The organism is Endozoicomonas sp. ONNA2 (assembly GCF_024606365.1).
GTDB lineage: Bacteria > Pseudomonadota > Gammaproteobacteria > Pseudomonadales > Endozoicomonadaceae > Endozoicomonas.
Genome location: NZ_JAHHPO010001104.1, coordinates 1 through 3,358, shown reverse-complemented (window position 1 = coordinate 3,358; position 3,358 = coordinate 1). Strand labels below are relative to the sequence as shown.

Genomic DNA, 3,358 nt, shown 5'->3' with positions numbered 1-3,358 from the left:
TTGTTAATCTTGCCCATGGATGGTTCGCTCCGTTTCTTATTTTGAATGATGTCCTACCAAACTCATTCTACTGTGGCTCATTTGAAGCCGTTTTGGGAACGGGGCGGACCATTCCATTAGGTCTTTCCTTTTGAAAGTCATTAGACGTTTGGGTTTTCAGCTGGACAGTCAGGAATTCTTACGTTAAGTCTTGAACCTTAAAATCAACGCCAAAGATCAAGACCTGTCTTGTATCATGAATCTTGCCGATGTTCAAAAAGAAAGACCTGACCCGATCTTCCTGAAACAAAATAACAGCAATTCACGTATGGCCAAGTTCTAATCTTTGCCGTGCGAGGGATTTTGCCATTTCCCAATCTCCTTGCAATGCACGACCTTCAAGATTGTCCGAAAGGGATGAAATTTTTTCACCCTGTTTAATCCGATCTGAAATGGTTTTTAACGCCTTGTCATAATTGCCATCCAAGATTGCCTTGCATGTTTGATATTTTAAATTTCCCGTTGCATTAGCGGACGTAGATTGAACGGTATGATTTCCTAATAATGCATCTTCTGCCATTACATCTTCATATGATGGTGGTGGTTCATAGGGTGGTTGATTTCTTTGTACTGGATTCATATCTTTAATTCTCTACTAACAACAGGTAACCGTCACACTTCTGCCAAGAGTTTAGTGGTTTGATTAATTTTTTTCCATTTTTTTTCCAATTGACGCGATGCCTGCGTTAGATGTGTCGTGTTCTTTTTTAGTTGAATGATGGTAAGTTCAATGAAAATTAGCAACTATTTTTACTCACTCTGTATTATTTTTTGGCCGTTTTCTCAGCTGAAATCAGTTTTTTAAAATGAATTACTGGTCGGCCAGCTTCTATGTTAAAGAAAGAGCCAACATTGTGTGCCAATAGCTTTCGGGTGATTCTAGAAGCCATATGCCACATATCCCTACACCAGCTTTTTTCAATGTCAAATCGTTTGGCAAGCTGCCCAATAACTGTTTTAATCCGTCGTCTAATCCGCATAATTAGTCTAACAAGTTAGGTATTGTCCCGGAATAACTTCTTCATTTTAATCAGTCCGGGAAAATGCCGCAGCCCGCTTCCCGCCATCCGCTGCCCGTAAAGCACAAGTGGTTCCAGCTTTTCGGGAAGCGGGCGGCGGGTAGCGCCTGTAGAAATGTCGAAGTTATTTCAGGACAGTTCCTTAGGTCTTTCCTTTTGAGAGTAATTTCTTTTGCCATCCGCAGATGTGTCATACTTTGCCACCCTATTGATGAATTGCTGACTGAAATTCGCAAGCTGCTTCCTTGAAGCTTTTTTAATAAAAAATCCGGAGGTGGTTAATCTCCGGATTTGGTATTTTCTTTGTTTATGATTGTGTAGAAGTCAAATTCTCACACAGTGCATCCCAGGCAGCATCTGAAACTTCTACTTCAAAGCCATCATAACCCTGCCAAACTTTAACAAGATCTTCATGTTTGTAATCAAGCCATTCTAATATATTTCCTCTGATTTTAAAGGCGTTTTCCTTCGTATCAGTTTCGAGAGCTAATTTAGATTTATCTGCATTGGCATTTTTGACATTAAAACCCCCTTTCTGATCAAGCCTATGGTGTATTAGTGTACCCACATAAACCATCAAGTCGTCAGGTTTCAAACTTTTATCAGATTTCAAATCATTTGATTGAAAGCTTTCAGCTGAGTCTTTACCGTCCGGATAAAATTCTAAAAAGCTGCCATCCTTAATCAGCATCTCCACCAACCGATTGCCTTGTCCATCTACAATGGCAATGTAACCGGGGCAGACAAAATGAAAGTATGGTTTTTTTGTACCGAAGCCCCTGAGCGTTCTTGATGCGGCAGTGGCAACTTGACCATAAGCTCCCTCTTCATTAATGGATACTGTGATCTTTTGAAGAATTTCCAGATCATAATTTGAGGGTTGGCCTAACCTTGATAAATCTTCAGACATTATGACATTGGCTCCAAATGTCTGAGAAATTTTGTCGAGTAAATGAGTGTCACAACTGCCGTCTATTTTTATCTTGGGTAGTATTAGATCGATCTCTATTTTACGGCCATTTAATCCGTCAATCAAGTGATTGATTGTATCAGAATCAAGGTTGTTAATCCCTTTCGGACTATCATCAGCCGGTGTTATTGCGACTAATTTAAGATCTTCACCATTCACTGATCGGAATTCTTTGCCAATGGCACCAAACTTTATGTTATCAAAAAATTGAACATTTTCAGTAGACTTCATCATCTTGACGTTTTCAATAATACTTCCGTCTGCGCAAATAAATTTGCCTGAGGCCGTTTCTTCTTTAGAAAATGGTCTCTCCCAGATACCCTCGAATTCCATTACATTACCAATTACCGTTTTAATCTGGTCTCGTCGAGTTTTAGAATGACCATGAAACAATTTTTTGATTTTTCCATTGGTCTTCTCTTTCACAAAGTCTTCTGCGACGTCGGCCAGGCATCTGTCCTGGTCAGGACGTTCCAGCTGTTCGGTTTGATAACATTCAGACAGTATCTGATTAAGCTGCTCATTCATGACGGCAAACTCAGAACCTATAAAGTTAGTGCTAGACATTGCCTGTTTCTGGCCTGCATGCTTAGGGTAAGGGTGGTTAACACTGAATTCACCGAGTTTATTATGGATTTGAGCCTCCAGATCATCAGTTAATTCTTTTTCAGAGATACCCAGAATCGATGCCTTTCTGGCTTTATCATCCATACTCGCCAGAAGCATACCCAGAACCGAAAACAGGCTGGTAGAAGACACTACCTTGCTTTTATCGTCCCTGGCGCCTACGGCGCTCAGAATTCCTAATGACACTTTATCAATCAGTTTTTTTACAAGATACGAGGCCTGTGAGGTGGTTTTGAAGGATCTGTTTCGCACATTTAGTACTTGCGATGACAATGGTAATTGTCTTGATGAATGTCCAGTAGGCTCCATAATATTTTCTCCTAACTCTGATAATAATTAATTTTTTATTAATAAGGATAAACACACTGCTTCCATGAATTGCGAACATCGCATGCTTTTCAAATAGCCGTAATTCCGTGTTATGTAGCATTACTACGAGTTAACTATTCGCTTTCAGAAAATTCACTAACCGGTTAGTTATTTACAATAACCAGAGGGTTGCCATAGAAATACCTTTGAAATGAATCAGAGTTCAGGTTTTATTAATTATTCAACAGAATGGAATTTTCCTGCGTCAAGGATGGTATTCCAAAAGACCATTTCAACCCGGGAGGCTGCCCGAAAATAACCTCCCGGATTGATTCAACCAGCAGGGCGACAGAATCGGTCGAACGATCATCCCGATAATAGGATATTTAGCTAT

Annotated in this window: 2 protein-coding genes; both read right to left on the bottom strand. The window is 39.9% G+C overall.

Annotated features, from left to right (window positions below; genetic code table 11):
- Nucleotides 1-301: 301 nt before the first annotated feature.
- Nucleotides 302-619: a hypothetical protein gene (locus KDK14_RS19665; RefSeq protein WP_257266912.1), complete on the bottom strand. Its 318-nt coding sequence runs from the start codon at nucleotides 617-619 to the stop codon at nucleotides 302-304.
- Nucleotides 620-1,365: 746 nt separating this feature from the next.
- Nucleotides 1,366-2,964: a serpin family protein gene (locus KDK14_RS19655; protein ID WP_257266911.1), complete on the bottom strand. Its 1,599-nt coding sequence runs from the start codon at nucleotides 2,962-2,964 to the stop codon at nucleotides 1,366-1,368.
- Nucleotides 2,965-3,358: the final 394 nt, after the last annotated feature.

Coding starts and splice junctions, on each gene's coding strand:
- KDK14_RS19665 (WP_257266912.1), bottom strand. CDS start 619: ATGAATCCAGTACAAAGAAATCAACCACCCTATGAACCACCACCATCA.
- KDK14_RS19655 (WP_257266911.1), bottom strand. CDS start 2,964: ATGGAGCCTACTGGACATTCATCAAGACAATTACCATTGTCATCGCAA.